The organism is uncultured Alistipes sp. (genome assembly GCF_902388705.1).
Lineage (GTDB): Bacteria > Bacteroidota > Bacteroidia > Bacteroidales > Rikenellaceae > Alistipes.
In genome coordinates this window covers 1-26,880 of the sequence record NZ_CABMQJ010000022.1, presented here as the reverse complement: position 1 = coordinate 26,880, position 26,880 = coordinate 1, and the positions used below count along the sequence as shown (strand labels likewise).

22 protein-coding genes and 1 tRNA gene are annotated in these 26,880 nt (G+C 60.8%); 10 read left to right on the top strand and 13 right to left on the bottom strand.

The window, feature by feature from the left end; all coding sequences use genetic code 11:
• The first annotated feature begins 125 nt into the window (after positions 1-125).
• From QZT71_RS07345 to QZT71_RS07330, 4 genes are all read left to right on the top strand, one after another.
• Positions 126-2,222, top strand: a complete 2,097-nt coding sequence (locus QZT71_RS07345; RefSeq protein WP_295914474.1) for a KamA family protein — start codon at positions 126-128, stop codon at positions 2,220-2,222.
• A 166-nt stretch (positions 2,223-2,388) separates the two neighbouring features.
• Positions 2,389-3,489, top strand: coding sequence for a DUF5009 domain-containing protein (locus QZT71_RS07340; protein ID WP_295914472.1), 1,101 nt, complete (start codon positions 2,389-2,391; stop codon positions 3,487-3,489).
• Between the two features lie 94 nt (positions 3,490-3,583).
• A complete protein-coding gene (locus QZT71_RS07335; protein WP_295914469.1) occupies positions 3,584-4,297 on the top strand; it encodes a pirin family protein in 714 nt (237 codons plus the stop codon).
• Between the two features lie 200 nt (positions 4,298-4,497).
• Complete coding sequence (locus QZT71_RS07330) at positions 4,498-5,532, top strand: family 43 glycosylhydrolase (RefSeq protein WP_295914466.1); 1,035 nt, start codon at positions 4,498-4,500, stop codon at positions 5,530-5,532.
• Between the two features lie 303 nt (positions 5,533-5,835).
• On the opposite strand, the gene QZT71_RS07325 is transcribed toward QZT71_RS07330, so the two are convergent.
• Positions 5,836-7,419 (bottom strand): peptide chain release factor 3, encoded by a 1,584-nt coding sequence (locus tag QZT71_RS07325; protein WP_295914463.1) that lies wholly within the window; start codon positions 7,417-7,419, stop codon positions 5,836-5,838.
• 153 nt (positions 7,420-7,572) lie between these two features.
• Positions 7,573-9,129 (bottom strand): L-aspartate oxidase, encoded by a 1,557-nt coding sequence (gene nadB, locus QZT71_RS07320; protein ID WP_295914461.1) that lies wholly within the window; start codon positions 9,127-9,129, stop codon positions 7,573-7,575.
• A gap of 197 nt (positions 9,130-9,326) precedes the next feature.
• On the opposite strand from nadB, the gene QZT71_RS07315 reads away from it, so the two are divergent.
• The 3 genes from QZT71_RS07315 to QZT71_RS07305 all read left to right on the top strand — a co-directional run bounded on the left by QZT71_RS07315 (position 9,327) and on the right by QZT71_RS07305 (position 13,586).
• Complete coding sequence (locus tag QZT71_RS07315) at positions 9,327-11,648, top strand: family 20 glycosylhydrolase (RefSeq protein ID WP_295914459.1); 2,322 nt, start codon at positions 9,327-9,329, stop codon at positions 11,646-11,648.
• Between the two features lie 227 nt (positions 11,649-11,875).
• Complete coding sequence (locus QZT71_RS07310) at positions 11,876-13,087, top strand: S-adenosylmethionine:tRNA ribosyltransferase-isomerase (RefSeq protein ID WP_295914457.1); 1,212 nt, start codon at positions 11,876-11,878, stop codon at positions 13,085-13,087.
• A 25-nt stretch (positions 13,088-13,112) separates the two neighbouring features.
• Positions 13,113-13,586 carry a YbaK/EbsC family protein gene (locus tag QZT71_RS07305; protein ID WP_295914454.1) on the top strand — a complete coding sequence of 158 codons (474 nt, stop codon included), beginning with the start codon at positions 13,113-13,115 and terminating at the stop codon, positions 13,584-13,586.
• 220 nt (positions 13,587-13,806) lie between these two features.
• Here the strand turns inward: QZT71_RS07305 and QZT71_RS07300 are convergent, their stop codons facing one another.
• Together QZT71_RS07300 and QZT71_RS07295 are read right to left on the bottom strand one after the other, a co-directional pair.
• Positions 13,807-14,307, bottom strand: coding sequence for a DMP19 family protein (locus tag QZT71_RS07300; protein WP_295914451.1), 501 nt, complete (start codon positions 14,305-14,307; stop codon positions 13,807-13,809).
• A gap of 69 nt (positions 14,308-14,376) precedes the next feature.
• A complete protein-coding gene (locus tag QZT71_RS07295; protein WP_295914449.1) occupies positions 14,377-15,561 on the bottom strand; it encodes a sodium:proton antiporter in 1,185 nt (394 codons plus the stop codon).
• 197 nt (positions 15,562-15,758) lie between these two features.
• Between QZT71_RS07295 and eno the strand changes: the two genes are divergently transcribed.
• A complete protein-coding gene (gene eno / locus QZT71_RS07290) occupies positions 15,759-17,060 on the top strand; it encodes a phosphopyruvate hydratase (RefSeq protein WP_295914446.1) in 1,302 nt (433 codons plus the stop codon).
• Positions 17,061-17,315: 255 nt separating this feature from the next.
• Here the strand turns inward: eno and QZT71_RS07285 are convergent, their stop codons facing one another.
• Positions 17,316-17,501 (bottom strand): hypothetical protein, encoded by a 186-nt coding sequence (locus tag QZT71_RS07285; RefSeq protein WP_295914443.1) that lies wholly within the window; start codon positions 17,499-17,501, stop codon positions 17,316-17,318.
• 247 nt (positions 17,502-17,748) lie between these two features.
• Positions 17,749-17,824, bottom strand: a tRNA-His gene (locus QZT71_RS07280).
• Positions 17,825-18,060: 236 nt separating this feature from the next.
• Between QZT71_RS07280 and groES the strand changes: the two genes are divergently transcribed.
• Positions 18,061-18,330: a co-chaperone GroES gene (gene groES / locus QZT71_RS07275; protein ID WP_295914440.1), complete on the top strand. Its 270-nt coding sequence runs from the start codon at positions 18,061-18,063 to the stop codon at positions 18,328-18,330.
• A gap of 146 nt (positions 18,331-18,476) precedes the next feature.
• Positions 18,477-20,108 carry a chaperonin GroEL gene (groL, locus tag QZT71_RS07270; protein WP_295914437.1) on the top strand — a complete coding sequence of 544 codons (1,632 nt, stop codon included), beginning with the start codon at positions 18,477-18,479 and terminating at the stop codon, positions 20,106-20,108.
• 122 nt (positions 20,109-20,230) lie between these two features.
• On the opposite strand, the gene QZT71_RS07265 is transcribed toward groL, so the two are convergent.
• From QZT71_RS07265 to cls, 7 genes are all read right to left on the bottom strand, one after another.
• A complete protein-coding gene (locus tag QZT71_RS07265; protein ID WP_295914435.1) occupies positions 20,231-20,818 on the bottom strand; it encodes a phosphoglycerate mutase family protein in 588 nt (195 codons plus the stop codon).
• 88 nt (positions 20,819-20,906) lie between these two features.
• Positions 20,907-22,550 (bottom strand): DNA repair protein RecN, encoded by a 1,644-nt coding sequence (gene recN, locus QZT71_RS07260; RefSeq protein ID WP_295914432.1) that lies wholly within the window; start codon positions 22,548-22,550, stop codon positions 20,907-20,909.
• Positions 22,551-22,557: 7 nt separating this feature from the next.
• Complete coding sequence (coaBC, locus tag QZT71_RS07255; protein ID WP_295914429.1) at positions 22,558-23,820, bottom strand: bifunctional phosphopantothenoylcysteine decarboxylase/phosphopantothenate--cysteine ligase CoaBC; 1,263 nt, start codon at positions 23,818-23,820, stop codon at positions 22,558-22,560.
• 12 nt (positions 23,821-23,832) lie between these two features.
• On the bottom strand, positions 23,833-24,159 hold the full coding sequence (locus tag QZT71_RS07250; protein WP_295914425.1) for a DNA-directed RNA polymerase subunit omega: 327 nt from the start codon (positions 24,157-24,159) through the stop codon (positions 23,833-23,835).
• Between the two features lie 2 nt (positions 24,160-24,161).
• Positions 24,162-24,983 (bottom strand): outer membrane protein assembly factor BamD, encoded by an 822-nt coding sequence (locus tag QZT71_RS07245; RefSeq protein WP_295914422.1) that lies wholly within the window; start codon positions 24,981-24,983, stop codon positions 24,162-24,164.
• 111 nt (positions 24,984-25,094) lie between these two features.
• Positions 25,095-25,706 (bottom strand): porin family protein, encoded by a 612-nt coding sequence (locus tag QZT71_RS07240; protein WP_295914420.1) that lies wholly within the window; start codon positions 25,704-25,706, stop codon positions 25,095-25,097.
• A gap of 34 nt (positions 25,707-25,740) precedes the next feature.
• Positions 25,741-26,880 (bottom strand): cardiolipin synthase (gene cls, locus QZT71_RS07235; RefSeq protein WP_295914417.1); only part of this gene is annotated, 1,140 nt, incomplete at its 5' end.

The following is a 26,880-nucleotide window of genomic DNA, read 5'->3' as shown; positions in this document are numbered from 1 at the left end:
TCCTGCGATTTCGAGCACTTTATATTTTTACACAGACGGGCTCTTCCTGATAGTACGCTGATATCCGTACCGGGGATATTGACGCCTGCATCCGAATATCGTTAACGAAAGAAAAATAATTGCTTATGAAACAAAAGAAAATGCTTTCACTCACGCTTTACCAGCTCGGACAGCTTTACCGCCAGGATTTGCCCGAACTCGTCGCAGCGGCCGAAGCGAGCCGCGACGCCGCGGACTTCAGGGCCCGGCTCGGCGAATTCGTATCCCGCGGGGCGTCCGCGCAGAGCGATGCGGGTGAGCAGATTCGACTGCTGATCGACTACGACGGGCAGCAGGTCGGCGAGCTGTCGACCGGACAGCAGATGCCGGTGCAGACGCTGACCCTGCTGTGGCGGTTCCTCACGGGGACGCTGGAGAATGTGGAGATGCGTACCGATTTGTTTATCGACCTGTTTTACCTGTTCAAGCGCCTCGGCGGGCTCGAGCTGCCGCCGCTTTCGATGCCGCGTGTGCGCTCCCGTACGGAGCGCTGGCCCACGGGGCTCGATTCCGAGGTGGCGGAGATTCGCGCCGAGAACAGGGAGCGCATGCTTCACCTGCTGGTGCAGAAAATCGAGAACCGCAAATCGACGCCCTCGCGTTTCCGGTTTACCGGGGAGATGACCTACGAGGACAAATACCGGCAGGTGGGCATCTGGTGGAACGATTTCCGCTTCCACCTGGCGATGGCCGTCAAGAGCCCCTCGGAGTTGAACCGTTTCCTGGGCAATTCGCTTTCGGCGGAAACCATGTACCTGCTGTCGAAGGCCCGCAAAAAAGGAATGCCCTTCTTCGCTACGCCTTATTACCTGTCGCTGCTCGACACCGGCGGAAACGGGTACGACGACGAGGCCATCCGCAGTTACATCCTCTACTCGCCGCAGCTGGTCGAAACCTACGGCAATATCCGCGCGTGGGAGAAGGAGGACATCGTGGAGGCCGGGAAGCCCAATGCCGCCGGATGGCTGCTGCCCGACGGGCACAACATCCACCGCCGCTATCCGGAGGTGGCGATCCTGATTCCCGATACGATGGGGCGCGCCTGCGGGGGGCTGTGCGCATCGTGCCAACGCATGTACGATTTCCAGAGCGAGCGCCTCAATTTCGAGTTCGAGAGCCTGCGGCCCAAGGAGAGCTGGGACCACAAGCTGCGCCGCCTGATGACCTATTTCGAGGAAGATACGCAGCTGCGCGACATCCTCATCACGGGCGGCGACGCGCTGATGAGCCAGAACAAGACGCTGCGCAACATACTCGAAGCCGTCTACCGCATGGCCTGCCGCAAGCGCAGGGCTAACCAGATGCGGCCCGACGGCGAAAGATACGCCGAGCTGCAGCGCGTGCGCCTCGGCTCGCGCCTGCCCGCCTACCTGCCCATGCGTATCGACGACGAGCTGGTCGGGGTGCTGCGGGAGTTCCGCGAAAAGGCTTCGGCCGTCGGCGTGCGGCAGTTCGTCATCCAGACCCATTTCCAGTCGCCGCTGGAGGTGACGCCCGAGGCGCAGGAGGCCATCCGCAAAATACTTTCGGCGGGGTGGATTATCACCAATCAGCTGGTATATACCGTCGCCGCCTCGCGCCGCGGACATACGACCCGCCTCAGGCAGGTGCTCAACTCGCTGGGCGTGCTCTGCTACTATACCTTCTCGGTGAAGGGTTTCAGCGAAAATTACGCCGTCTTCACGCCCAACAGCCGTTCGCTGCAGGAGCAGCAGGAGGAGAAGATATACGGTCGCCTGACGGCGGAACAGGCCGCCGAGCTCGATGCCGAACTGGACAAGGGGGGCGACACGGCCGGCCGCATCCGCCGCTTCATGCGCAGACACCGGCTGCCTTTCCTGGCCACCGACCGCAGCGTGCTGAACCTGCCGGCCATCGGCAAGAGCATGTCTTTCCGCCTGGTGGGCATCACGGAGGAGGGCAAGCGCATCCTGCGCTTCGACCATGACCGCACGCGCCGCCACAGCCCCATTATCGACCGCATGGGCGAGATTTACATTGTCGAGAACAAGTCGCTGGCCGCCTACCTGCGCCAGTTGGGGAAGATGGGCGAGGATGCGGAGGACTACGCCAGCATCTGGAACTATACGCACGGCCAAACCGAGCCGCGCTTCAGCCTTTACGAATACCCGGATTTTCCGTTCGGAGTGACCCCTCGGGTGAGCAACCTGGAACTGGAGTAGCGCAGGCGGCTGTGAAAAAGAGGCCCGGCGGGATTCGTTCCTGCCGGGCCTCGGAATAGTTGCATGTATCAGAAATTTTTATTAACTTTGCATAAAGTATAACAGATCCGGCTGTGCGTGTGGTGTTGGTAGGGGGAAGCGGGGCCGGAACAGCATGACCCGAATTATGAAACCGTCCGAAAGATTGCAATCGCTCGACGCCCTGCGGGGATTCGATATGCTCTTCATCATGGGGTTCGCCTCGCTCATAGCGGCCCTTTGCGGCCTGTGGCCCAATGCGGTGACCGGGGGCATCGCCCGGCAGATGGGGCATGCCGCCTGGGACGGGTTCACCCACCACGATACGATTTTTCCGCTCTTCCTCTTCATCGCCGGGGTGACGTTTCCGTTCTCGCTGGCCAAGCAGCGCGCCGGGGGATTGCCGACGGGGCGCATTTATGCGAAAATCATCCGTCGGGGCCTGACGCTCGTATTGCTGGGGGTGGTTTACAACGGCTTTTTTAAACTCGACTTCGAAAACCTGCGCATAGCCAGCGTGCTGGGGCGTATCGGACTGGCCTGGAGCATCGCCGCGGTGCTGTACCTCAATTTCGGCGTGAAAACCCGTATCGCCGTTGCAGCCGTCGTGCTGGCCGGTTACGGCCTGTTGTCGGCGCTGGTCGCGGCGCCCGACGCCGCGGGATTCGGGCCGCTGACGCAGGAGGGCTGCCTGGCGGGTTATGTAGACAGGCTGTACCTGCCCGGGCAGTTGATTTACGGGTCGTTCGACCCCGAAGGGCTGTTGAGTACGCTGCCTGCCGTGGTGACGGCCATGCTCGGCATGTTCACGGGCGAGTTCGTCCGCAGGGAGGGTATGACGGGCAGCCGCAAGGCGCTGTGGATGTGCGTGGCGGCACTGGCGTTCCTGGTCGTGGGGCTGGCTTTCAGCGGCGTGCTGCCGGTGAACAAGAAGCTCTGGTCGAGTACGTTCGTGTGTGTCGTGGCGGCCTATTCGCTGGCGATGTTCGCCCTGTTCTATTACCTGATAGACGTCAGGGGATGGCGCCGCTGGACGCTTTTCTTCCGCGTCGTGGGGCTCAACTCGATTACGATTTACCTTGCCCAGCGTATCGTGGGCTTCGGACGTATTTCCGATTTCTTCCTCGGCGGCATTGCATCGAAATGTCCGGATGCGCTTGCCGCGGTGGTCAACAGCGCCGGCTATGTGGCCGTCTGCTGGCTTTTCCTCTATTTCCTCTACCGGAAAAACATTTTCCTGAAAGTGTAATTGCGGATTCCGTAATGTGCTGCGCGGAGGCGCGGCTGGCGCGGAGTTTGCTCCACGGTCAATCAATCGTACAATCAAATTTAAGAAACTCATTATGAATAAGACGATTCACCGCGCCGAAACGCGCGGGCACGCCAACCACGGTTGGCTCGATACCCACCATACGTTCAGCTTCGCCGGTTATTACGACCCCCGGCGTGTCCATTTCGGGGCGCTGCGGGTGCTGAACGACGATACCGTCGCCCCGGGCGAGGGTTTCGGAACACATCCCCACGACAACATGGAAATCGTGTCGATTGCCCTCGAAGGGGCGTTGCGGCACGGCGACAGCATGGGCAACATGCAGGTGCTGCGTCCCGGGGAGATACAGGTCATGTCGGCCGGCACGGGCATTACGCACAGCGAAATGAACGCCAGCGCCACGGAGCCCGTCAAATTCCTGCAAATCTGGGTGCTGACCGACGCCCAGGGCCATACGCCCCGGTACAACCAGCTCGAACTGGCACCCGCCAGGCGCAACGAACTGCGCACGATAGTGGCACCCGAAGGCCGCGGCGACGAGCATGTGGGCTGGATACACCAGGATGCGTGGTTCTCGACGCTCGACCTGGATAAGGATCATACGGTCGAATACCGGATGAAGACGCCCGGGCACGGTGCCTATGTCTTCGTAATCGAGGGGAATGTCAAACTCGCGGACGAAGAGCTCGGGCCGCGCGACGGCGTCGGGATTACGGATACGGACGGGTTCCTTATCAAGGGGGACACGGACGCAAGGGTGCTGATTATCGAAGTGCCGATGCGGTAAAGCGCGTCCGGAAGGAGAGCCTGCAACATGTGGTTGCAGGCTTTTTTTGTCGCCGGAATGCGGGGGGGGGCGGGCATTCCGTGTGCCGGGCGTGCGTTTTTTGCCGAATGTTTCCGGAACCGGTCCGGGACGGCCCTTTTTTTCGTATCTTTGTTCGTCCCACAGGACAAAAACATGTAAAACACATCCCGCATTCACCTATGAAAAACTACCTTGTCACCCTGCTTTCGCTGGTATTGTTCCTGCCTGCCGCTTCCGCCTGCGGCGGGGACGCCTCCGGCCGTATCGGAGCCGCAGAACCCGAAGGGCCCGAAACGCCGGCGACCCCGGCCGTCACCTATAAAAATCCGGTGTTCCGGGAATTTCTCGTAGCCGATCCGACGGTCATCCGCGGCGACGACGGGAACTTCTACCTCTATGCGACCGAGGCCGGGCACAACAACATTCCGATACTCCGGTCGGCCGACCTGGTGCACTGGACGAAGGTGGGCGAGGCCTTCACGGCCGAGAGCCATCCGCAAATCACCGACAAGGCCGGGGCCAACCTCTGGGCGCCGGACATCAACCGAATCGGCGACAGGTATGTGCTCTACTACTCCCAGCCGGGCGAGAACAACAAGCACGCCATCGGCGTGGCGTCGGCCCCGTCGCTGACAGGGCCTTTCACCGACCACGGGAAGTTGATCGGCAGCAACGAAATCGGGGTCGACATTTCGATCGACCAGTTCTATATCGAGGAGCAGGGCCGCAAGTATATGTTCTGGGGGAGTTTCCGCGGAATCTGGGCAATCGAGCTCGCCGACGACGGACTGTCGCTGAAGCCCGGGGCCGAAAAGCGCAAAATCGCGGGCGACCAGTACGAGGGCACTTATATCCATAAGCATGGCGGTTACTATTACCTGTTCGTTTCGACGGGCGACTTCATGAAAAATTACCACGTGGTCGTGGGCCGCAGCAAATCGCTGCTGGGACCGTATGTCGACCGTGCGGGGCGGGATATGCTCTCCGTCCACCACGAACTGGTCGTGGGCAACGGCAACGGCTTCGTCGCACCGGGGCACAATGCGGAGTTCGTCACCGACGACAAGGGACAGGACTGGATGCTCTACCACACGCGGCTGGAAGAGGGCGGGCCGCGCTACCTGCTGCTCGACCGAATAGACTGGGTCGACGGATGGCCCGAGGTCAGGGGGTACAAACCCGCGCGCAGCGCCGTGGCGCCGGTTTTCGAATAGGGCGTACGGCGGTTCGGGTGCCCCGGGCCGGTAGGATGGCTGCGGGATGTCCGCAGCCGTGCAGTTTTTGCGGCGAACGGGCCGTGCGGTCTGCGCCAGGATGAAAAGCGCCGGGGCGTTCCGTGCGGAACGGTATCCGGCGGGCGGGTGCTGTGCCGCCGTAGGGACCAGAAAATGACAGGGGCTGTCTGCGATTCGGCGGACAGCCCCTGTTGTGTGTCGTATGCATCCGGGCGCGTTCCCGGTAGGTTATTGCAGCGATTTCCGGAAAAATAACCGGAGCTTCTTTTGCGGCGCCGCGAATCAGAACTCCGAGGTGAAGTGGAAACGGATGTCCTTGAAGTTCTCCTGTGCGAGCGCCAGTCCATAGCTCGTGTCGGCCAGGAATACGTCGCGGCCGTGCTTGTCGACGGCCATGTTGGTGTGTTTGCGGCGTTTGAAGTCGGCCAGCTGCGCGGCGTTGTCGCTCTCGATCCAGCAGGCCTTGTAGATGGAAATCGGCTCCCAGCGGCAGGCGGCGTTGTACTCGTGTTCGAGGCGGTACTGGATGACCTCGAACTGGAGCGCCCCGACGGTGCCGATGATGCGCCGGCCGTTGAGCGAAGAGGTGAAGAGCTGCGCCACGCCCTCGTCCATCAGCTGGTCGACGCCCTTGGCGAGCTGTTTGAATTTGAGCGGGTCGGCGTTCTCGATGTAGCGGAACTGCTCGGGTGCGAACGACGGGATGCCCGTGAACTTGAGTTTCTCGCCCTCGGTGAAGGTGTCGCCGATTTTGAAGTTGCCCGTGTCGTGCAGGCCCACGATGTCGCCCGGGTAGGCGAAGTCGATGACCGACTTCTTTTCGGCCATGAAGGCCGTCGGGGAGGAGAACTTGAGCTGCTTGCCGCTGCGCACGTGCAGGTAGTTGCGGTTGCGTTCGAACGTGCCGGAACAGATTTTCAGGAAGGCGATGCGGTCGCGGTGGTTGGGATCCATGTTGGCATGGATTTTAAAGACGAATCCGGTCATCTTCGCCTCGGCGGGTTCCACGGTGCGGGTCGCGGTGGGCGCAGGGCGCGGCGAGGGGGCGATGCGCACGAAGCAGTCGAGCAGTTCGCGCACGCCGAAGTTATTGACCGCCGAGCCGAAGAACACGGGCGCCAGCTCGCCCCGCAGGTAGGCCTCGCGGTCGAACCCGTCGTAGACGCCTTCGACCAGTTCGACGTCGGAGCGCAGCTGGCCGGCGAATTTCGCGCCGATTTGCGCTTCGAGCTCCGGGGAGGCGAGGTCCGAAATTTCGATTGTCGAGGCGTCGGCCGTGAGTTTTTCGTCCGACGTGAAGAGCGAGAGGTTCTTCTCGTAGAGGTTGTACACGCCGCGGAACGTGGGGCCGTTCGAGATGGGGAAGGCCAGCGGCCGCACGCGGATGCGCAGCTCCTTTTCCACCTCGTCCAGCAGGTCGAAGGGCTCCTTGGAGGGGCGGTCGAGTTTGTTGATGAAGACGATTACCGGGGTCGACCGCATGCGGCAGACCTCCATCAGCTTGCGGGTCTGCGCCTCGACGCCTTTGGCGCCGTCGATGACGATGATGACCGAATCGACGGCCGTCAGCGTGCGGTAGGTGTCTTCGGCGAAGTCCTCGTGGCCCGGGGTGTCGAGGATGTTGATTTTGACGCCCTTGTATTCGAAGCCCATCACGGCCGTGGCGACCGAGATACCGCGCTGGCGCTCGATTTCCATGAAGTCCGACGTGGCGCCTTTCTTGATTTTATTGCTCTTGACGGCCCCGGCCACGTGGATGGCGCCGCCGAAAAGCAGCAGTTTCTCGGTAAGGGTGGTTTTACCCGCGTCGGGGTGGGCGATGACCGCAAAGGTGCGGCGGCGTGTGATCTCTTCCTGTAATGTCATGTATGTGTTCGAATGTTTCTGTTTCGGATTCGGCGCAGCGGTTTGGGGCGACTGTCGTTTTCACGGCCTGCCCCGCCGTGTCGGCAAGTTCGCCCCGTCTGCTTCGGAAGGGGCTTGCCGCATGCGGCCGGAACCCGGATGTAATCGGTTCTTTTATTCTTTCGGGAAGTCGGCGTTGTAGTGGCAGCCGACCGATTCCTTGATTTCGCGCCCCTGCTTGATGACCAGATAGGCCACGGCAATCATGTTGCGCAGCTCGCACAGCTCGCGGTTGGGTTTGGTTTTGTTGTAGAGCTCTTCGGTTTCCTGCCAGAGTATCTCGAGGCGCCGCATGGCGCGTTTGAGCGAGAGGTTCGAGCGTACGATGCCCACGTAGTTGGACAGGATGGTCTGCATCTCGCGTTTCGACTGGATAATCATCAGCATCTCCTCGGTGTGCTGCGTGCCCTCGAAATCCCAGTCTGGGATGCCCTCCTGTATCTCGACCTTCGAAAGCAGCGACGAGGCGTGGCGCGCAGCCTGGTCGGCGTAGACCACCGCTTCGATCAGCGAGTTGGAGGCGAGGCGGTTGGCTCCGTGCAATCCCGTGCAGGAGGTTTCGCCCAGCGCGTAGAGGTGCCGTATCGAGGTTTCGCCGTTGGTGTCGACCTTCACGCCGCCGCAGCAGTAGTGCGCCGCCGGGGTTACGGGAATCCAGTCGCGGGTGATGTCGATGCCGATCGAAAGGCATTTTTCGTAAATATTGGGGAAATGGCTGCGGATGGCGTCGGGCTCTTTGTGCGTCACGTCGAGGTAGACGAAGTCCGAGCCCCGTTTGGTCATTTCGCGGTAGATGGCGCGGGCCACGACGTCGCGCGGCGCCAGCGACTTCATCGGATGGTACCTGTCCATGAACTCCTCGCCCGAAGGCAGGCGCAGGATGGCCCCGAAGCCGCGCATGGCCTCGGTGATGAGGAAGTTGGGTTTCTCGCCGGGGTTGTAGAGCGTGGTGGGGTGGAACTGGATGAACTCCATGTTCTCGGTGATGGCCTTGGCGCGGTGGCACATGGCGATGCCGTCGCCCGTGGCGACGACCGGGTTGGAGGTCGTGGAGTAGATATTGCCGCAGCCGCCCGTGGCGACGACGGTGAACTTGGCCAGCATGGTTTCGATTTCGTTCGTTTCGAGGTTGAGCACGTAGGCTCCGAAACAGGCCAGCCCGCGGGTGTGGCGCGTGACGAACTCGCCCAGGTGGTGCTGTGTCAGCAGGTCGATGGCGAAGTGGCGCTCCAATACCGTGATGTTCGGATGCCGCCGTACCGACTCGATCAGCGCCCGTTCGATTTCGGCGCCCGTGAGGTCTTCGTGGTGGAGGATGCGGTGCTCGGTGTGGCCGCCCTCGCGGTTCAGTTCGAAACGTCCGTCGGGGGTCTTGTCGAAGCGCGTGCCCCATTCGATCAGGTCGCGGATGAGCTCCGGGGCCCGCGTCACCACCAGCTCCACGGCCGCCTCGTCGCATTTGCCCGCACCGCAGACCAGCGTGTCGCGGATGTGTTTTTCGAAGGTGTCGGGAGCGTAGGTTACCGAGCAGATGCCGCCCTGTGCATAGTTGGTGTTGCACTCGTTCATTTCGCCCTTGGTGACGATGGTGACGTGTCCGTGAACTGCGGCTTTGAGCGCGAACGAAAGTCCTGCTGCGCCGGAACCGATAACCAGGAAGTCGGTTTTCATAGTTTTGTGAGCATTATGCGTCGCAAAGTTATAAAAAAATATAAATATTGCCCCTTAATCCGGTGTCCGTTCGGGAAAAAGCGTGCGCAAATGCGGGAGATGCCGCCGGGGTATTCCTCCGGCGCGGCATATTTTCGGGCGGGGCGGGCGATATTCCGATTTTTTCCTTAATTTTGTTCCGAAACAACCAGACTTTCATGAAAAAACTGTTACTGACCTTTTTTGCCGGGGCCTGCCTTGCGGCCTGTGCCTCCCCCGATCCCGAAATTGCGATCGTTCCTTATCCCAACCGACTCGAGCCCGGCTGCGGGGCGTTCCCCGTCAAGGGCGCGCCCGTCGTATGCGACAGCCGTACCGACGAGCGGACACAGCGCGCCGTGGAAGAGTTCGCCGCGCAACTGGCCGCGGCCAGCGGCGGCAAGAATCCCGTGGCTGTCGTCGGCGAACTGCCTGCGTCGGGTATCCGCTTCGTTGTGGACGACACGTTGCCGGAGGAGGGATATAAACTCGACATCACGAAAAAAGGCGTCGAAGTGCGCGCATCGCATTTCCCGGGCTTTTTCTATGCCGTGCAGAGCCTGAAACAACTGCTGCCCGCGGCAATCTACGGGACGGAGCCGGCTCCCGGCGAGCAATGGAAACTGCCGGCCCTGTCGATTAGCGACGCACCGCGTTTCGGTTACCGGGGCATGCACCTCGACGTGGCGCGGCACTTCTTTTCGGTGGAGGAGGTGAAGCGTTACCTGGACGTAATGGCCATCCACAAGCTCAACAGGTTCCACTGGCACCTGACCGACGACCAGGGCTGGCGTATCGAAATCAGGAAATACCCCGCGCTGACGACCGTGGGCAGCATCCGCAACCGGACGATTATCCGCAAGGAGCGCGACAACTACGACAATACGCCTTACGGCGGTTATTACACGCAGGATGAAATCCGCGACGTGGTGAAATATGCCGCCGACCGCGCCATTACGGTGATTCCGGAAATCGACCTGCCGGGCCATATGCTCGCGGCGCTGACGGCTTACCCCGAGTTGGGGTGCACGGGCGGCCCGTACGAGGTGTGGGGACGCTGGGGCGTGGCCGAGGATGTGCTGTGCCCCGGGCAGGAAAAGACGTTCGAATTCCTCGAGAACGTGCTGGACGAGGTGCTCGGCCTGTTCCCTTCGGAGCTGATTCACATCGGCGGCGACGAGTGCCCGAAAGTGCGCTGGGAGAAGTGCCCCCGCTGCCAGGCGCGGATACGGCAGCTCGGGTTGAAAGACAGGGACGGGTACACGGCCGAGCATTACCTGCAGGGGTACGTGACCGACCGTATCGGGAAGTTCCTCGCCAGCCGCGGCCGCCGCATCATCGGCTGGGACGAGATACTCGAGGGACAGGCGCCCTCGGACGCCATCGTCATGTCGTGGCGCGGCAGTGCGGGCGGCATCAAGGCCGCGCAGCTCGGCCACGACGTTATCATGACCCCCAATTCGCATTTCTACTTCGACTACTACCAGTCGCCCGACGCCGACGCCGAGCCTTTCGGCATCGGGGGCTGCGTGACGGTCGACAAGGTCTATTCGTACGACCCGATGGAGGGCCTTACCCCCGAACAGCAGACGCATATCCTCGGCGTGCAGGCCAATCTCTGGACGGAATACATCGCTACGGACGACCATCTCGAGTACATGCTCCTGCCGCGGCTGGCGGCTTTGAGCGAGGTGCAGTGGTGCCAGCCCGAAGTGAAGGACTGGACGCGTTTCGTCAACGGCTTCAGGATGGAGCGGATTTATACGCAGATGGGATACGAGTTCGGCAAGCATATCTTCGGCATTACGGGGAAATATGCCGTCGACCCGGTAGCCGGGACGGTGGTCGTCAGCCTGACCACGCAGGGCGACGCCCCGATACACTATACGCTCGACGGCTCGGAACCCACGGCAGCAAGTCCGCGCTACACGGGCCCTGTGGGAATCGACAGAAGCTGTACGTTCCGTGCGGCGGTGCTGCGCGAGGGAATGGAGAACCCGACCTATTCGCGTGAATTCGATTTCAGCAAGTCCACGGGCCGTCCCGCCGTGCTGAATACCGCACCGAACGAAAGATACACGTTCGAGGGGGCTTCGCTGCTGGTGGACGGTTACCACAGCCGTCCGGTCTTTACCAGCGGCGCGTGGCTGGGATACCTGGAGCAGCCGCTCGACGTGACGATAGATATGGGCGGAAAGCAGCCTTACTCGTCGGTGGTGCTGGAAACGCTCGTCCAAAAAGGCGACTGGATCTTCCCGCCCTCGTCGGTGAGCGTCAGCCTTTCGGACGACGGAACGAACTTTACCGAGGCGGCCGCAATCGCCGAGCCGGAGGCGAAAGCCGGGGATCCCGACGGAATCAAACGCTATGAGATGCAGTTCCCCGAAACCTCGGCGCGCTACCTGAAGGTGGTGGCCCGGACGGTCGGTTCGATTCCTGCATGGCACCCCGGAGCCGGGGGCAGGGCCTACCTGTTTGCTGGCGAAGTGGTCGTGGAGTAGCGGCCGGTCCGGGGCGGATGCCCTCTGGCGGCTGGCAGGCCGTATTACGGGGCTGCCGGGCCTGCGGGTTACGGGGCCGCCCGACTGCCGGGTTTGCCCGGGATGATTGCCATAAGGGCCGTGCGGTGTGTGCCGCGCGGCCCTTTTTCAGGCCGTATTCGTGCCGCCGCAGCGGTTTTCGTGCCGGGAGCGAACCGGCGATTCAAAAAATGTGTACTTTTGTGCCCATGACCGAACGACATATCGACATCAACGAATTCGACTACGACCTGCCCGAAGCGCGGATTGCCAAATTCCCGCTTCCGGAGCGAAGCGCTTCGAAGCTGCTCGTCTACCGCGGCGGGGAGATCGGGCAGGCGCATTTCGCCGACATTGCCGACATCCTGCCGGCGGGGCAGCTGCTGGTATTCAACAATACGAAAGTGATTCGCGCACGAATCATCATGCACAAACCCTCCGGGGCCCGAATCGAGGTCTTCTGCCTCGAACCGCACGCCCCGGCCGACTACGAGCGGGCGTTCGCCGTGACGGGCGGGTGCGAGTGGTCGTGCATCGTGGGCAACCGCAAGAAGTGGAAAGAGGGATACGTGGAGATTAACTTCGAACTCGGGGGCCGCAGGGAGTACCTGCGGGCGTGGCTGGCCGAGAATCACGGCCGGGAGCACGTCGTGCGTTTCGAGTGGTCGGCGGCGGTGACGTTCGGGCAGCTGCTCGAACACCTCGGCAAAATCCCGATTCCGCCCTACCTGAACCGCGAGAGCGAGGAAATCGACTACACGCGTTACCAGACCGTCTATTCGAAATTCGAGGGGTCGGTGGCGGCTCCTACGGCCGGGCTGCACTTTACGCCCGAACTGATCGAGGGAATGAAAGCCCGCGGATTCGAATTCGGCGAGGTGACGCTCCACGTCGGGGCCGGGACGTTCCTGCCCGTCAAGGACGAGGACGCCGCCAGGCATCCGATGCATACCGAGCATTTCGAGGTGCGGCGCGCGACGGTCGCGGCGCTGTTGGAAAAATGGGGAGAGGTTACGGCCGTCGGTACGACGTCGGTGCGGACGCTCGAGTCGCTTACGGCGCTGGCCTGGCGTATCCGCACCGCCGGGACGCCCGACGAGGGGCGTGTGGTCGGCCAGTGGGAGTTGTATGCAGTTCCGGCGGAGTTTTCCGGCCGCGATGCGCTGGAAACCCTGCTGCGCTACATGGAGCGCAAGGGCCTCGAACGGTTGAAGGCGGCGACGCAGATTATGATTACGCCGCTGGGGTACGAGTTCCGCATCGTGCGCAACATCATTACCAATTTCCACCAGCCCAAGTCGACGCTGCTGCTGCTCGTTTCGGCATTCGTGGGCGACGACTGGCACCGTATTTACGACTATGCGCTCGCACACGGGTTCCGCTTCTTGAGTTACGGCGATTCGTCGGTGCTGATGCGCTGAAAAACGAAAGGTTAATTATAGATTCATGGCAATAGAGAGAGTCAGGGCGTATCTGGAACAATACGGGGCGGCGGACAGGGTGCTGGAGTTCGGCGTGTCGAGCGCCACGGTGGAACTGGCGTCGAAAGCGCTGGGCTGCCAGCCCGCGCGAATCGCCAAATCCCTGTCGCTGAAAGCCGGGGAGGAGTATCTCGTTATCGTGACGGCCGGCGATTACAAAATCGACAATGCGAAGTACAAGGCCCGGTTCCGCACCAAGGCCCGCATGCTCTCGGCAGCCGAGGTGGAGGAGCATATCGGCCATGCCGTCGGCGGGGTCTGCCCGTTCGGGGTGAACGACGGGGTGACGGTCTATCTGGATGAATCCCTCAAACGGTTCGAAACGGTTTTTCCGGCCTGCGGCAGCAGCAACAGCGCCATCGAACTCACCCTTGCGGAGTTGGAGTCCTACTCCCGGTGTGCGGGATGGGTGGATGTTTGCAAAAGGATGGAGGAGTGACCGTGCCGGAAGCCCCGTGCGGTATACCGCCTGTGGCGGTGTGTCGGGCGCGGGGTTCGGGGGTATGCCTGTACGGCGACAGGCGGTACGGCATGCTGTTTATCGTGCGGTTGCGGTCGGCGAAAAATCCAAGGTGCAGAGCCCCGACGGGCTCTGCGCTTATCGTTTGCAGTGGATGCCGTAGCGGCATTTATTTCCGCACTATTAGCTGTGGGAGCGTTTACCCGACTACAAGGGCGAAGAGTTCCAGGTGGTCGTCCACGTAGCGGGCGAGCGTTTCCGTGACCTCCTCTTCGATTTCCCCGAACTCCTCTTCCAGTTCGTCGAATGCCTCGTATTGTTCGTACATGGCCATGAATTCCTCGTCGGTACGCTCCCTTTCGAGGTCTTCGCGGTGGGCGTCGTAGATTTTCCGGGCGGCATAGATCAGTTTCGAAAACCGTTCCGCGCCCCACAGGCGCATGACCCGGGCGAACGGATTGCCGAAAATATAGGCGCCGTATCCGTTCTGGATGAGCTGGCAGAAGCCGCCTTCGCTCACCTCGTCGCGGAAAATCCGGTATGCGAGCAGCGTGTGCTGCTCTCCGTTGAGCAGCGTCATCGTGTCGGCCGACGGGTCGCCGCCGACCGCCTCCCGGTATTTGTCCGTGAAGAGCCGGATGAACGCGTCCATCCCTTGTTCTGCGGCCGCTTGCAGGGCCGTATCCTTAATTTCTATCAAGACTTCCGTAGTTTGGTTTGCAATCGTTTTCCGCCGCAGGGCATGGGCGGTGTCCGGTATCCGGCCGGGTTACTCCCCGGCGGACTCGGGGGTGTAGCTGCGCAGGGCCAGTTTCTTGACCCAGACCACGAAACCGCCCGTGAGGACGAGGTTCAGCACCAGCGTGAGCACCGAGATGATGAGCGCCGGGCCGCCGAGGCTGTACCCGAGGGCGATGAAGATTACGCCGGCGCCGACCTCGCCGCGCGTGAACATGCCGATCGACAGGGCCAGCCGTTCGCTGACCTTGCGGTCGCGGTAGAAGAACAGCGGCACCAGTTTGCCGAGGTTGGAGAGCACCGACACGGCCACCACGTGCAGGAGCAGTACGCCCCACGGCATCATGGGCTGCGAACCCGTGACCGATGCGGCCGCCGCGGTGTCGGCTGTGCCCGTTACGAGGGGCATGCTCAAGCCCACGAGGAGCATGAACAGGAACGAAATGCCGGTGGTGATGCGCCGCTCGGCCGTGGTGTCGATATGCCGGTGTTTCATCAGCATGCCGACGATGAACGCCGGAAGGAGCACCTCGATGTGGATGCTGTTCTCGGGGCCGTAGAGTTTCGCCGTGGCGATGTAGACGGCCTGCGTCAGGGCGCAGACCACGACGGCGAGTCCGAGGATGGTTTTCCAGTCCTGGCGTACGTTCCACTTCGCCTGCCAGCACCAGCCCACGGCCAGCAGTACGATGACGATGGCGATGATGGCGAACATCTGCCACCGCAGGCCGATCATCAGGATTTGCAGCGGAATCATCAGCAGGATGGTGTCCAGGTCGTCGAAAATCGCCAGCACCTGTATTTTCTTGTAAATCCAGCTTTTCTTGAGGTTCAGGGCCGCGAGCATCGTGAAGAGGATGCCGGCCGAGGTCGGGGCGGCGAAACGGCTCAACAGCAGGTTCTCTTTCCAGGCTTCGCCGCTGCTCCACAACTCGGGCGGCAGCAGGATAAAAATGTAGTAGAGCACGATGAGTATCCACGGCAGTGCGGCGGTGGCCATGGCGATGAAATAGTCGGCCGTGTAGGAGCGCCAGCGGGATTTGTCGATTTCGAATTCGCGGCCCACGTTAATCATGATGAACCCCAGGCAGACGTAAAGCAGGGTGTCGGAACAGTTTTTGAATGTCGCATATCCGCTTCCGAGCGCCCCCGGAAGGAGTTGCGAGATGATGAGTCCCAGCATCAGGAAAAGGGAGAACGAGAGAACTTTTCGCATTAATTGATAATTGTTTACGGGTGTAAGGGGTGCATTCGGGGGCAAAGATAATACATTATGCCCGAATCCCGAAACCGGACCCCTCTTTCGTGAAAAAAATAACAATAAACAAACCGCAATTCACAATTATTTTGTAACTTTGCGGTGCAAAAACAGGAAGTCAGTATTCTAAACCATATAATTAAACGTATACAACTATGCAGATTGTAGAGATTCACGCAAGAGAAATCCTCGACTCGCGAGGTAACCCGACCGTCGAGGTCGAAGTTCGTACTGTATCGGGCGCATTCGGCCGCGCTGCCGTTCCGAGCGGCGCATCGACGGGTGAGAACGAGGCTCTCGAGCTCCGCGACGGCGACAAGGGCCGTTACCTGGGCAAGGGCGTTCAGAACGCTGTCAAGAATGTCAACGAGGTAATCGCCCCGGCCATCATCGGCATGAACGTAGCTGACCAGGTGGGTATCGACAAGGCCATGATCGCACTCGACGGTACGCCTACCAAGTCGAAACTCGGCGCCAACGCCATCCTCGGCGTGTCGCTGGCCGTTGCACGCGCTGCCGCAGACTACTTCGGCATGCCCCTCTACCGCTATATCGGCGGCTCGAACGCCAAGACGCTGCCCGTTCCGATGATGAACATCATCAACGGCGGTTCGCACTCGGATGCCCCGATCGCATTCCAGGAGTTCATGATTCGTCCCGTAGGCGCCCCCTCGTTCAAGGAGGCCGTTCGCATGGGTGCTGAAGTGTTCCACAACCTGAAGAAAGTGCTCCACAAGCGCGGCCTTTCGACGGCGGTAGGCGACGAGGGTGGTTTCGCTCCCGCGCTGAACGGCACCGAGGACGCTATCGAGTCGATTATCGAGGCTATCAAGATGGCCGGTTACAAGCCCGGACGCAAGTGCGAGGGCGGCGATGTGTCGATCGGCATGGACTGCGCTTCGTCGGAGTTCTACGCTGACGGCGTATACGATTACACCAAGTTCGAGGGCGAGAAGGGTGCCAAACGCTCTTCGAAAGAGCAGGTGGAGTACCTGAAGGGCCTCGTTGCCAAATACCCCATCGACTCGATCGAGGACGGTATGTCGGAGAACGACTGGGAGGGCTGGCAGCTGCTGACCGCCGAAATCGGCGACAAGTGCCAGCTCGTCGGCGACGATTTGTTCGTTACGAACGTGGACTTCCTGAAGAAGGGTATCGAGATGGGCTGCGGCAACTCGATTCTCATCAAGGTCAACCAGATCGGTTCGCTGACCGAAACGCTCGACGCAATCGAAATGGCTCACCGTGCAGGTTATACGTCGGTAACGTCGCACCGCTCGGGCGAAACGGAGGATTCGACCATCGCCGACATCGCCGTGGCTACGAACTCGGGTCAGATTAAGACCGGCTCGATGTCGCGCTCGGATCGTATGGCCAAGTACAACCAGCTGCTCCGCATCGAGGAGGAACTCGGCGACGAGGCTATCTACGGCTACACGAAAATCTACCGCAAGTAATTTGCGCCGCCGCGGTGAACCCGCGGCATAAGGTATTCCCCGGACGGCATGCGCCGTCCGGGGTTTTTTATGCCTGTGCCCGGATGGTACATGGGACGGCGGCGTATAAAAATATATCGGTATGGGTGGTGTGAAGAAAACGCCCGGCTTTCCAAAGCCGGGCATTGTTTGTCGTGTAGGAGGGGGCGGGGTGTGCGGCAACGGAGTGTGGCTGAAATGTGCGGCGGCGGGTTGCCGGGCGTGTGCCGCGACGGGTTAAAACGTGCTGCGGCGAATCATGCGGAAGTCGCACTTGATTTTTGCGAGCGACTTTTCGAGAATCATTTTCGCGGTGATCATGCCCATCTGCCGGAGGCCGGTCGAACAGAAAGCGGCTTTGCCCTTGCGGATTACTTTGGTTTTCCTGCAGAAGAAAACCACGCTGAAAGTCTTTCTTTCCATACTGCTGTAAAGTGTTTGTAATTAATACGCATACAGCACAGTTTTGTTGTAGGGTAAATAGTTGAAACAAAGCGAAATAATCGCTATTGGTGACCTTTTTTTTGGCCAAGTAAAATAGGTCACTAATAAGTAGATGATTACCTGCTTTGAGTTATTTTTCTTGTCCAAACCTAAAATGAAAAACCCTTATATATCAGCGATATATAAGGGTTTTGCTCTTTTTGCAGTTTGTGCCAACTGCTCTCAAGGGTGGAAGATGGGGCTCGAACCCACGACCTTCGGAACCACAATCCGACGCTCTAACCGACTGAGCTACATCCACCGTCTGACCGTTACACGGTCGTATCGGGTTGCAAATGTAATATTCTTTTTCGGTACGTGCAAAAAAATCGGCCGAAAAATATTCGCAGGTACCCCGAAAATGACAAAATGGCAGTCGGGCCTGTACCTTTGTCACCCTTTGTCTGCCAAAAAACGGTTGGCACATCAATTGTTGGAACAGAGGATGCGAATGAGCAATAAACTATTCAATTCAATAATAAACTAAAACAACAAAGCTATGAATGTAAAACCATTATCGGATCGTGTACTCGTCCTGCCGAACCCGGCGGAAGAGAAAACGGCTGGCGGACTGATTATCCCCGACACAGCCAAAGAGAAGCCGCTGGCAGGTAAAGTCGTTGCCGTGGGCCCCGGCACTTCGGAGGTTAAAATGGAGGTTAAGGTCGGCGACCAGGTGCTCTACGGCAAGTATGCAGGCCAGGAGATTCAGATCGACGGCGTGGATTACCTGATTATGAAGCAGAACGATATTCTGGCGGTTATCTGACGATAAGCCGTTTCCAGACACAAATTTTACATTCCCCTGCACTCCCTTTGCCGCCTGCGTGCGGCGTCTGCCCCGGTTTTTGGGGCCGGTGAAAAAAGGCGGCTTCGGGGATAAGCTTACGAACGAATATTAAAATACGGAAAGTTATGGCAAAGGATATTAAATACAATGTTGAGGCGCGCGAACTGCTCAAGGAGGGTGTCGACGCGCTGTCGAACGCAGTAAAGGTTACGCTGGGCCCCAAAGGCCGCAACGTGATTATCGATAAGAAATTCGGTGCGCCGCAGATTACCAAGGACGGCGTGACGGTTGCCAAGGAGGTGGAGCTCGAGGACGCTTTCGCCAACATGGGCGCCCAGATGGTTCGCGAGGTCGCTTCGAAGACCAACGACGATGCGGGCGACGGTACGACCACCGCTACGGTGCTGGCGCAGTCGATTATCGGTGTGGGCTTGAAGAACGTGACGGCCGGCGCCAACCCGATGGATCTCAAGCGCGGTATCGACAAGGCCGTTGCAAAGGTCGTGGAGTCGCTGCGCAAGCAGAGCCAGGAGGTCGGCTCGGACTTCAGCAAAATCGAGCAGGTCGCTACCATTTCGGCGAACAACGACGAAACCATCGGCAAGCTGATTGCCGAGGCGATGGCCAAGGTCAACAACGAGGGTGTAATCACCGTCGAGGAGGCCAAGGGTACCGAAACCCACGTCGAGGTGGTCGAGGGTATGCAGTTTGACCGCGGTTATATTTCGGCTTACTTCATGACCGATCCCGAGAAGATGGAGGCACAGCTCGAGAAGCCCTATATCCTGATTACCGACAAGAAGGTGTCGACGATGAAAGAGCTGATGGGCGTTCTGGAGCCCGTGGCGCAGAGCGGCCGCTCGCTGCTGATTATCGCCGAGGACGTGGACGGCGAGGCCCTTTCTGCACTCGTTGTCAACAAGCTGCGCGGCACGCTGAAGATCGCCGCCTGCAAGGCTCCGGGCTTCGGTGACCGCCGCAAGGAGATGCTCGAGGACATCGCCATCCTGACGGGTGCCACGGTGATTTCGACCGACAAGGGCATGAAGATCGAGGATGCGGACCTCACGATGCTCGGAACGGCCGAGAAAGTGACGCTCAACAAGGAGAACACCACGATTGTGGACGGTGCCGGCAAGAAAGAGGAGATTGCAGCCCGCGTGGCGCAGATTCGCGCTTCGATCGACAAGGCTACGTCGGATTACGACAAGGAGAAGCTGCAGGAGCGCCTGGCCAAACTCGCAGGCGGTGTGGCCGTCCTTTACGTAGGCGCCGCTACCGAGGTCGAGATGAAAGAGAAGAAAGACCGCGTCGACGACGCGCTGGCTGCCACCCGTGCTGCCGTCGAGGAGGGTATCGTCCCGGGCGGCGGTGTGGCTTACATCCGCGCTACGTCGGCCCTCGAGGGAATGAAGGGTGCCAACGACGATCAGACGACGGGTATCCAGATTGTGAAACGCGCAATCGAGGAGCCGCTGCGCCAGATCGTCGAGAACGCCGGAGGCGAGGGTTCCGTGGTTGTCAACAAGGTCAAGGAGGGCAAGGACGCTTACGGCTACAACGCCCGCGACGACAAGTACGAGGATTTGCTCAAAGCCGGTATCATCGACCCGACGAAAGTGTCGCGTGTGGCACTGGAGAACGCCGCTTCCATCGCTTCGATGTTCCTGACGACCGAGTGCGTGCTGGCCGAGAAGAAATCCGAGCAGCCCGCAATGCCCCCGATGCCCGCAGGCGGCATGGGCGGTATGATGTAACCGTCCGAAAACAGGACACGCAAAGTCCGGGAATCCCGTGCGGGTTCCCGGACTTTTTTATGTGCCGGAGCTGCGGATTGCGGCGTTCCGGTAGCCTTTTACCCGGCAGCCTATTGCGTCGGTTACGGCATCCATTCCAGAACTCCTGTGATGGGATGGGCGGCGCGCCATGCCTCGAATTCCGCATAGGTGCGCACGCCGTCGCGCAGCACAGCCTGGTAGTACTCGATGCCCATGATTTTCACCCCGTCCGGCGTGTCGTATTTGATTTGCAGGATGGCGCGGCGCGTTTCGTCGGTCAGCACGGCGCTGATTCGGTCGGCCACCTGCTCGAAGTAGCCGTCGTAGGCCGAGCCCCGGGGCATGTGAATCATGTCGATTTGCCAGAGCTTGTCGTCGGCGTCGGCGTACCATGCGTGCCATTCGAGACACTGGTCGGGAGCGTCGAGCAGGTTGTTGTAGGTGACCTGCCGGATGCGGGGGTGTCCGGCGAGCCGTGCCATGGCGGCGAAGCTGTCGGCGATGCGCAGGGGCGAGGAGTAGATGTGGAAATCGATGTCGCGGTGCGTCATCAGCAGGCCGGTGCGGAGCGAGCCGACCAGGTTGGGTTCGGCGCCGACGGCGCGCCATGCGGCTTCGAGTCCGGTGTCGCGGATAACCTCGCGGGCGCGCTGCTGGTTTGCGGCCGCGGTTTTCATCAAGTAGTCCATTGTACGTATTGTTGCGGTTTAATATGCGGGGTCGAAAAACGGCCGGAGCTGCGGGCGTTCCGGCGGGGCGTGTCGGTGTCTTATGCGGCTATTTTCCGAGCAGGATGCGGGCCTGCTCCATGGCGGCGTCGGTAATCCGGCTGCCGGAGAGCATTTTGGCAATCTCGGTGATGCGCTCCTCGTCCGTCAGGCGTGTGATGTCGGTGCGGCCGTCGCGCTTGTAGACCACGAAGTGGGTCGAGCCTTTCGACGCGACCTGCGGCAGGTGGGTGATGTCCACGACCTGCATCGTCGCGGAGAGCGATTCGATGATTTCGCCCATGGCATCGGCGATGCGGCCCGAAACGCCTGTGTCTATTTCGTCGAAAATGACCGTCGGCAGCTGCATGCGCCGGGCCAGCAGGGCTTTGAGCGCCAGCATGACACGCGAAAGCTCGCCGCCCGAGGCGATGCGTTCGACGGGCTGGGGCGTTGCGCTGCGGTTGGCCGTGAAGAGGAAAACCACGCTGTCGCGGCCCGTGCGGCCCAGTTCCGCCAGCGGCGTGAGCGCCACTTTGAATACGGTGTCGGGCATGCCCAACTGCGAGAGCGTTGCGAGGATGTGTTTTTCGAATGCCGCGGTGGCTTTTTCGCGCGCCTTATGCAGGCGGTCTGCCAGAGCCCCGGCTTTCTGTGCCGTTTCGGCCGCCTCTTTTTCCGCCGCCGCAATCTCCTCGTCGCCGTGTACGATGGCGGCGAGCTGTGCGGCGTAGCGGTCGCGTGCCGCGATCAGCTCCGCTTCGGAGGCGACGCGGTGTTTCTGTTGCAGGGCATAGAGGGCATCGAGGCGCGCCGAGAGTTTCGCCAGCCGCTCGGGGTCGGCGTCGAGGCGTTCGCAGTCCGCCGCAACGGCGTTGTCGATGTCTTTCAGCTCCTCCAGCACCGAATGCAGGCGGGCTGCGTACTCCTCGGCGGCGGGGTAGTGTTCGCGGATGCGTGCGAGGTCGTTTTCGGAGTTTTTCAGGAGTGTGAGCACGCCCGTTTCGTCGGCGTCGAGGGCGTTGCGCAGCGTGGTGAACGCTTCGCCGATGCGGTCGGCGTTTTGCAGCACGGCCAGCTCTTCCTCGATGGCGGCCTGCTCCCCCTCGCGGAGGTTGGCGGCCGTCAGCTCCTCGCCCTGGAAGCGAAGCCACTCCTCGTCGCGGCGGCCGCTGGCGGCGGCTTCGCGCAGGGCGGAGAGTTTGCGCCGCAGTTCGGTGAGCCGGGCGTACAACGCGGCGTATTGCGTTAACAGCTCTCCGTTTCCGGCCACGGTGTCGAGCGCCGAGGTGCGGAACTCTTCCGACGAAAGAATCAGGTTCTGGTGCTGCGAGTGGATGTCGATCAGGCGGGTGCCGAACTCGCGCAGCTGGGCCAGCTGCACGGGCACGTCGTTGATGAAGGCCCGGCTTTTGCCGGCCGGGGTTATGATGCGCGTCACGCTCGTTTCAGGGGCGTAGTCGAGGTCGTTTTCGTCGAAGAAAGCCTCCATGCCGCGGCCCGCGAGGTCGAACGTGCCCTCCACCGCGCAGTTGCGGGCGGTGTCTTTCATGGCCGAACCGTCGTTCTTGGCGCCGAGCAGCAGCCCGAGGGCGCCGAGCAGGATCGATTTTCCGGCACCCGTTTCACCCGTGATGATGTTCAGGTGCGGTGACAGCTCCATTTCGAGTTTATCGATGAGCGCGTAGTTTTCGACCGACAGACGACGTAACATGGCGGTTTTAGTTTAGCATGGATTGGATTTTGTCCGCGATACGTTCGGCGACCTCCGTTTTCGTCAGCAGGGGCAACTCTTCGCGGCCGCAGCGGTCGATGAACGTCACCTTGTTGGTGTCGCCGCGGAATCCGGCTCCGGCGTCGCGCAGCGAGTTGAGCACGATGAAGTCGAAATTCTTTTTGGCGAGCTTGGCTTCGGCGTGGGCCTGCTCGTCGTGCGTTTCGAGGGCGAAGCCGACCAGCAGGCGGCCGCCTTTGCGCGCCCCCAGTTCGGCCGCGATGTCGCGCGTGCGGCGCAGGGTGATGCACAGTTCCCCGTCGCCTTTCTTGAGCTTCGTTTCCGACACGGTGTCGGGGGTGTAGTCCGCCACGGCGGCGCACATCACGGCTCCGTCGGCATCGTCGAAAGCCGCTGTCGCGGCTTCGTACATCTCGGCGGCCGAGAGGACGTCCACGCGCTTCGTGCCCGGGGGCGTCGGCAGCGAGGTGCGCCCGCTTACGAGGGTCACCTGTGCGCCGCGTGCGGCCAGTGCTCCCGCAATGGCATAGCCCATCTTGCCCGACGAGTGGTTCGAGATGAACCGCACGGGGTCGATGGCTTCGATGGTGGCGCCTGCCGTTACGACGAAGCGTTTACCTTGCAGGCTCTTTTTTTTTTCGGGGTCTTCCGCGGCGAGGAGTTCGCCGACGTAAGCGGCGATTCGGGCGGGTTCGGCCATGCGCCCTTTGCCCGTCAGGCCGCTGGCGAGTTCGCCTTCGGCCGGTTCGATGATTCTGACGCCGCGCGCCGCGAGGCGTTGCAGGTTCTCCTGCGTCGAGGGATGGGCGTACATGTCGAGGTCCATGGCCGGCGATACGACGATGGGGCAGCGTGCCGAGAGGTAGGTCGTCAGCAGCAGGTTGTCGGCGATGCCGCAGGACATTTTGGCCAGCGTGTTGGCCGTGGCGGGGGCAATCAGGTAGCAGTCGGCCCACTCGCCGAGCGATACATGGGAGTTCCACGCTCCGTTCTCGGGGTCGAAGAACTCCACGAGAATCGGGTTTTTCGAGAGGGTGGCCATCGTCAGGGGCGTGATGAACTGCTTGGCCAGCGGCGTCATCACCACGCGCACCTCGGCCCCTGCCGTCTTCAATAAACGACAGAGCACAGCCGCCTTGTAGGCAGCTATGCTTCCCGTGATGCCCAGCAGTATGCGGCGTCCTGCAAGTGCCTGCGCCGTGCGGCCGCCCGTGCCGGGTTGCTGTATGTCACCTCCCTGCAAATCCATGACGGCGGGCCGTTAAGACTCTTTGACCTCCTTGTTCTCCTTGTAGAAAAGTTCGCCGTCGAGGAACTCCTCCGTGGCGATGATCGCGGGCTTGGGAAGACGCTCGTAGTAGCGCGAGATTTCGATCTGCTCGCGGTTTTCGAAAGTCTCCTCCATGGTGTCCGTCGGCGAGGAGAAGTCGGCGAGCTTGCGGTTGAGCTCGGTCTTCAACTCGGTCGAAATCTGGTTGGCGCGGCGGGCGATGATGTTCACCGTTTCGTAGATATTGCCGGTCGCCTGATCCAGATCCACCAGTTTGCGCGTAATGGTGTTGTTGGGAATGTTCTTTTTGATTTCCATGGTTATATGTTGTTGTCGTCTTTCTTGTTGCGGTCGAGGTAGTCGCGGGCGTGCTTGGCCATGCGGTCGACCTCCTTGATGTGCTTCGACTCGGGGAATTCCTCCTTGAACGAGAGGTAGGAGTCGAGCATCGTCAGGTAGCGGTCGGTCTGTTTTTCGGTGACCGAGTTGTTGGCGAAACGGTAGCCGGCGTCCACGATCAGGTACATGATTTCCTCGCGGTGTTTGCTGTCGGGATACTGTTTCAGCGCATTCTTGAGCGATACGATTGCCGACTTGTAGCGGCCGATTTTGTAATAGGTGTATGCGTTGAGGTATGCCTTGTCGTGCAGGCGCTCCGTCAGCTCGGCGTTGATTTCCTTGAAATTTTCGATGCGCTCGCTCTGCGGGTAGCGCGACATGAATTCGTTGATGGCAATCAGTGCCTGGCCGGTCATCGTCTGGTCGCGCGAGGGGCCGGGCGAAAGGTAATAGAAGCAGAGTGCGTACATGCCTTCGGCGTCTTCGATGAAGGCGCTGCGGCCGAATTTGCGGCGGAAGTCGTCGAGCAGTGTCGAAGCCGTGTCGTAGTCGCGGTTCTTGTACTTGCAGCGGGCGTTGAAGAACGAAATGCTGTCCTCGCGCGGCGTGCCGGCGTAGTAGTGCTGGGAACCCTCGAAGAGCGTCGAGGCCCGCGACCACTTCTCTTTCTGGTAGTACTCCAGCGCCTTGTTGTAAATCAGGTCGGGCTGCCCGCTCTTGAGCAGGGAGTTGATGCCTGCGCATCCGCTAAATGCGGTGATCAGGATCACTCCGCACACGGCGTATAAAAAAATCTGCTTCATTGATAAATCTTTTACGGCGCTTTATCGCGCAAAGTTACGCATAAAATAACGATTTCCAAAAAAAATTATTGTGCATAAAAAAAGAGTGCGCCGCCGCACCCTTGCCATGTGTCAAAAGAGGAATCCGAGCGAGCCTCCGTATACGATGTTTCGCGGAACTTTGACCCGTTGCGACGTGCCGTTCGAGATGAATGTGTTCCGGACGTACGGGCGGGGATAGCCTGAAATACGGAAATCGATGAAAAATCGGCCGATGTCGATTCCCAGGCCGCCGATAATGCCGGTGTTGCGGTTGAAGTTCACGCTCAACAGTTTGGGAATGCTGCTGCTTTCGGAATCGGCCGCACGGAACTGGGGGCCGCCGAAAAACCGCACCGGGCCGAACCGCAGTCCCAGCAGCACCGGAATGTCTAAACGTGTGGTGCGCAGCGTGATGTCGCGCACGGTGGCGCCGCGGGCGCGGAAAGAATAATTGACGAAGGTGTAGTCGAGTTCCGATTGCAGGTACAGATGGCGGGTCAGGTTGAGTTGCAGGACGAAGCCTGCCCCGTAGCCCGCCCGGGCCGGGCCCGGGCGGAATTCGGTGCCGCCGATTGTCACCCGCGAAAAGGTGTAGCTGGTGGTGTTCACGCCGCCGTGCACGCCGACCCGGAAGCGGCGTTGCGCGGGGCACGCGCCGCAGACGAGCAGCGTGCAGAACAGGATGAATAAAAGTCGTTTCATGCAGAACAAGTGGTTTAAAAGGTTGTGAAGCAGGTTACATCAGTGGCGACACGAGCCGCAGCGCATCGCCCAGCGTGCGCCGCCATGCGGCCGGCTTCCACGCTTCCGGCACCACGCGCCTGCACGATGCGAGGTCGTTGTCGAAAGTCGCCGACAGGGCCCGCACCACCTCGCGGTCGCGGATGAAGGCGGTGACTTCGAGGTTGTCCAGCAGGCTGCGGTAGTCGATGTTCGCGGTGCCGACCGAGGCGGTGTGGTCGTCGACGATGAGCAGTTTGGCGTGCAGGAACCCGTTGTCGTAGCGGTAGAGTTCGACCCCGGCGTCGAGCAAATCCCCGACGTAGGAGTCGGATATGAGATCCGTGAACGGCGAGTCGCTGCACGTGGGAATCATCACCTGCACCCGCACCCCGCCGCGTGCCGCCAGGCGGAGTGCGTCGAGCAGCATCGCGGGCGGCATGAAGTAGGGGGAGGAGATGCGCACCGTGTCGCTGGCCCGGACGATGGCCGCCGCAAAAGCCTCGGCGATGGTCAGCCGCGAGGGCCCCTCTTCGGCCCACGCCAGCTGGATGGGCAGCCGCCTGCGGATTGCGTGCGGGGCGATGTAACGGCGGCTGTCGAGGCATTCGCCGCGTGCATGTGCCCAGTCGGCGATGAAGAGCCGTTGCAAATCGGCGACGGCGTCGCCCTCCACGCGCAGGTGTTCGTCGCGCCACTTGCCCATGTAATCGCCGTCGAGGTAGTATTTTGCAATGTTTATGCCGCCCAGGTAGGCGACTTTCCCGTCCGTGACGACTATTTTCCGGTGGTTGCGGTGCGTGACGCGCGTGGTGAACCACGGAAAGCGGATCGGCTCGTAGGCCGCCGTTTCGATGCCCGCGGCATGCATGCGCCGCAGCATCGTCCGGCTCAGGCGCCACGAACCCACGGCGTCGTAAATCACGCGCACCTCGAGCCCGGCACGGGCCTTGCGAATCAGTATTTCGGCGATGGTGCGCCCGATGCGGTCGTCGCGGATGATGTAATATTCCATGTGAATCGAGCGGGTGGCCCGTTGCAGCGAGGCGATGAGCGCCGAAAATGCATTGTTGCCGTTGTGGAGCAGCCGGACGCGGTTGTGCTGCGTGGGGCGCGTGCCGCAGCCGCGCGCGACGATTTGTTCGAGATGGTCGCC

What these genes read in the sequence shown, in the direction of transcription:
- QZT71_RS07345 (WP_295914474.1), top strand. Translation starts at nt 126, where the DNA reads ATGAAACAAAAGAAAATGCTTTCACTCACGCTTTACCAGCTCGGACAG.
- QZT71_RS07340 (WP_295914472.1), top strand. Translation starts at nt 2,389, where the DNA reads ATGAAACCGTCCGAAAGATTGCAATCGCTCGACGCCCTGCGGGGATTC.
- QZT71_RS07335 (WP_295914469.1), top strand. Translation starts at nt 3,584, where the DNA reads ATGAATAAGACGATTCACCGCGCCGAAACGCGCGGGCACGCCAACCAC.
- QZT71_RS07330 (WP_295914466.1), top strand. Translation starts at nt 4,498, where the DNA reads ATGAAAAACTACCTTGTCACCCTGCTTTCGCTGGTATTGTTCCTGCCT.
- QZT71_RS07325 (WP_295914463.1), bottom strand. Translation starts at nt 7,419, where the DNA reads ATGACATTACAGGAAGAGATCACACGCCGCCGCACCTTTGCGGTCATC.
- nadB (WP_295914461.1), bottom strand. Translation starts at nt 9,129, where the DNA reads ATGAAAACCGACTTCCTGGTTATCGGTTCCGGCGCAGCAGGACTTTCG.
- QZT71_RS07315 (WP_295914459.1), top strand. Translation starts at nt 9,327, where the DNA reads ATGAAAAAACTGTTACTGACCTTTTTTGCCGGGGCCTGCCTTGCGGCC.
- QZT71_RS07310 (WP_295914457.1), top strand. Translation starts at nt 11,876, where the DNA reads ATGACCGAACGACATATCGACATCAACGAATTCGACTACGACCTGCCC.
- QZT71_RS07305 (WP_295914454.1), top strand. Translation starts at nt 13,113, where the DNA reads ATGGCAATAGAGAGAGTCAGGGCGTATCTGGAACAATACGGGGCGGCG.
- QZT71_RS07295 (WP_295914449.1), bottom strand. Translation starts at nt 15,561, where the DNA reads ATGCGAAAAGTTCTCTCGTTCTCCCTTTTCCTGATGCTGGGACTCATC.
- eno (WP_295914446.1), top strand. Translation starts at nt 15,759, where the DNA reads ATGCAGATTGTAGAGATTCACGCAAGAGAAATCCTCGACTCGCGAGGT.
- QZT71_RS07285 (WP_295914443.1), bottom strand. Translation starts at nt 17,501, where the DNA reads ATGGAAAGAAAGACTTTCAGCGTGGTTTTCTTCTGCAGGAAAACCAAA.
- groES (WP_295914440.1), top strand. Translation starts at nt 18,061, where the DNA reads ATGAATGTAAAACCATTATCGGATCGTGTACTCGTCCTGCCGAACCCG.
- groL (WP_295914437.1), top strand. Translation starts at nt 18,477, where the DNA reads ATGGCAAAGGATATTAAATACAATGTTGAGGCGCGCGAACTGCTCAAG.
- QZT71_RS07265 (WP_295914435.1), bottom strand. Translation starts at nt 20,818, where the DNA reads ATGGACTACTTGATGAAAACCGCGGCCGCAAACCAGCAGCGCGCCCGC.
- recN (WP_295914432.1), bottom strand. Translation starts at nt 22,550, where the DNA reads ATGTTACGTCGTCTGTCGGTCGAAAACTACGCGCTCATCGATAAACTC.
- coaBC (WP_295914429.1), bottom strand. Translation starts at nt 23,820, where the DNA reads ATGGATTTGCAGGGAGGTGACATACAGCAACCCGGCACGGGCGGCCGC.
- QZT71_RS07250 (WP_295914425.1), bottom strand. Translation starts at nt 24,159, where the DNA reads ATGGAAATCAAAAAGAACATTCCCAACAACACCATTACGCGCAAACTG.
- QZT71_RS07245 (WP_295914422.1), bottom strand. Translation starts at nt 24,983, where the DNA reads ATGAAGCAGATTTTTTTATACGCCGTGTGCGGAGTGATCCTGATCACC.
- QZT71_RS07240 (WP_295914420.1), bottom strand. Translation starts at nt 25,706, where the DNA reads ATGAAACGACTTTTATTCATCCTGTTCTGCACGCTGCTCGTCTGCGGC.